2 rRNA genes are annotated in these 3,140 nt (G+C 56.2%); both read left to right on the forward strand.

Annotated elements, in window-relative coordinates:
• Positions 1–54: 54 nt before the first annotated feature.
• Positions 55–2,966, forward strand: a 23S ribosomal RNA gene (locus tag ABD903_RS23225).
• A 96-nt stretch (positions 2,967–3,062) separates the two neighbouring features.
• Positions 3,063–3,140, forward strand: a 5S ribosomal RNA gene (rrf, locus tag ABD903_RS23320); the annotation flags it as partial.

Genomic DNA, 3,140 nt, shown 5'->3' on the forward strand with positions numbered 1-3,140 from the left:
GTGCGCATCCACACACGAGCAAACAGCTCTTGCTTCGGCGAGGGCCGTTACTTTGACAGAAGTAACGAAGGGCGCACGGGGGATGCCTAGGCTCTCAGAGGCGAGGAAGGACGTGATAAGCTGCGATAAGCGGTGGGGAGGGGCACATACCCGTTGATCCATCGATTTCCGAATGGGGCAACCCCCCTATGTGAAGCATAGGGATTCGAGGCGTTTAGTCGCCCGAAGGCAAACCCGGGGAACTGAAACATCTAAGTACCCGGAGGAACAGAAAACAACATGTGATTCCCCAAGTAGTGGCGAGCGAACGGGGATTAGCCCAAACCGGGTTGGTTACGGCCAGTCCGGGGTTGTAGGACCGCGACATCTGATTGTTGGATTATAGCCGAACGACGTGGGAAAGTCGATCGTAGAGGGTGAGAATCCCGTAGGCGAATGTATCCAGCACGGTAGCGGACTCCTGAGTAAGGCGGGACCAGCGAAATCCCGTCTGAATCCGGCGGTACCATCCGCCAAGGCTACATACTCCTGAGAGACCGATAGTGAACCAGTACCGTGAGGGAAAGGTGAAAAGAACCCTGAATAAGGGAGTGAAAAGAACCTGAAACCGTGCGCTTACAAGCGGTCGGAGCCCCTTGGTGGGGTGACGGCGTGCCTTTTGCATAATGAGCCTACGAGTTACTCCTCTCTGGCAAGGTTAAGTGTCTGAAGACACGGAGCCGCAGCGAAAGCGAGTCTGAACAGGGCGCAGAGTCAGAGGGGGTAGACGCGAAACTTTGTGATCTACCCATGGGCAGGGTGAAGGTTGGGTAAAACCAACTGGAGGCCCGAACCAGTTTCCGTTGAAAAGGATTTGGATGACCTGTGGGTAGGGGTGAAAGGCCAATCAAACTGAGAAATAGCTCGTACTCCCCGAAATGTATTGAGGTACAGCGTCGTGGTTGAGTCCGCCGGAGGTAGAGCTACCGATAGGACTAGGGGGTGTCACAGCCTACCGAATCCTGACGAACTCCGAATGCCGGCGCGATGTACACGGCAGTGAGGCGTGGGGTGCTAAGGTCCCACGCCGAGAGGGAAAGAACCCAGACCATCCGCTAAGGTCCCTAAATCCGGGCTAAGTTGAACAAAGGAGGTCCAGTTGCTTTGACAGCCAGGATGTTGGCTTGGAAGCAGCCATTCATTTAAAGAGTGCGTAACAGCTCACTGGTCGAGCGACAGGGCATCGATAATACGCGGGCATCAAGTCCGGTACCGAAGCGATGGATTTGCACTATGTGCAAGTGGTAGGGGAGCATTCCAGCAGCGGTGAAGGTATGACCGGGAGGCGTACTGGAGCGGCTGGAAAAGCAAATGTAGGCATGAGTAACGATAATGGGGGTGCGAAACCCCCACGCCGATAGACTAAGGTTTCCTGCTCAACGCTAATCGGAGCAGGGTTAGTCGGGACCTAAGGCTACGCCGAGAGGCTACGTCGATGGCCAGCTGGTTGATATTCCAGCACTTGCTTAATTGAGTGATGCGGTGACGGAGAAGTGAAAGACGCGCGGGCGGACGGAAGTGCCCGTTGAAGGCCGTAGGTATTGCCGGGGTAGTTAAGTACGCCCTGGTAGCTGAAAGCTGATAGTAGTCCAAGCCCCTCGGGGCGCGGACATAGTCGTCCTAATCAGACTCCCAAGAAAACCCGCTAAGCGTTTACGATTGAGCAACCCGTACCGCAAACCGACACAGGTAGTCAAGGAGAGCATCCTGAGGCGCTCGAGTGAATCACGGCCAAGGAACTCGGCAAAATGGTCCTGTAACTTCGGGAGAAGGGACGCTTCCTCCAGCGATGGAGAAGCCGCAGTGAAAAGGCCCAGGCGACTGTTTAACAAAAACACATGGCTTTGCCAACTCGCAAGAGGACGTATAAGGCCTGACACCTGCCCGGTGCCGGAAGGTTAAGAGGGGAACTTAGGGGCAACCCGAAGGTTTGAATCGAAGCCCCGGTAAACGGCGGCCGTAACTATAACGGTCCTAAGGTAGCGAAATTCCTTGTCGGGTAAGTTCCGACCTGCACGAATGGTGTAACGATCTGGGCGCTGTCTCAGCCGTGAGCTCGGTGAAATTGAAGTCTCGGTGAAGATGCCGAGTACCCGCCACGGGACGGAAAGACCCCGTGCACCTTTACTATAGGTTGACATTGACGCTGGACAACGCATGTGTAGCATAGGTGGGAGGCTGTGAGCCGGGGCCGCTAGGTCTCGGGGAGCCGACGTTGAAATACCACCCTTGCGTTGTTTGGCGCCTAATCCGGCAACGGAAACAGTGTCTGCTGGGTAGTTTGACTGGGGTGGTCGCCTCCAAAAGAGTATCGGAGGCTTTCAAAGGTCCGCTCAGACCGCTTGGTAACCGGTTGCAGAGCGCAATAGCAGAAGCGGGCTTGACTGTGAGGCTGACACGCCGAGCAGGGTCGAAAGACGGATATAGTGATCCGGTGGTTCCGCATGGAAGGGCCATCGCTCAAAGGATAAAAGGTACGCCGGGGATAACAGGCTGATCTCCCCCAAGAGCTCATATCGACGGGGAGGTTTGGCACCTCGATGTCGGCTCGTCACGTCCTGGGGCTGGAGAAGGTCCCAAGGGTTCGGCTGTTCGCCGATTAAAGTGGCACGCGAGCTGGGTTCAGAACGTCGTGAGACAGTTCGGTCCCTATCTGTGGCGGGCGTTGGAAGTTTGAGAGGACCTGTCCTTAGTACGAGAGGACCGGGATGGACCAGCCGCTGGTGTACCAGTTGTGCCGCCAGGTGCAGCGCTGGGTAGCTACGCTGGGACGAGATAAGCGCTGAAAGCATCTAAGTGCGAAACTCACCTCAAGATGAGACTTCCGTTAATAAGGTCCGTGGAAGACCACCACGTTGATAGGCCGCAGGTCGAAGCGTTGAAAGACGCGAGCCGAGCGGTACTAATGAACCGAACGCTTCTGTCAACCCCGCTCCGTGTGCGGATTTGCTCTCCCCTTGTTGTTTGCTGGCCGTGCGTCAACGCTTCACGGCCGCCCCGATTCCGGGGCGGGCCGCATCAGAAATGGTGGCTTTAGCCCGGGTGTTCACCTCTTCCCATTCCGAACAGAGTCGTTAAGCCCCGGTGCGCCTATGGTACTG

Source organism: Hymenobacter koreensis, from assembly GCF_039541855.1.
Taxonomy (GTDB): domain Bacteria; phylum Bacteroidota; class Bacteroidia; order Cytophagales; family Hymenobacteraceae; genus Solirubrum; species Solirubrum koreensis.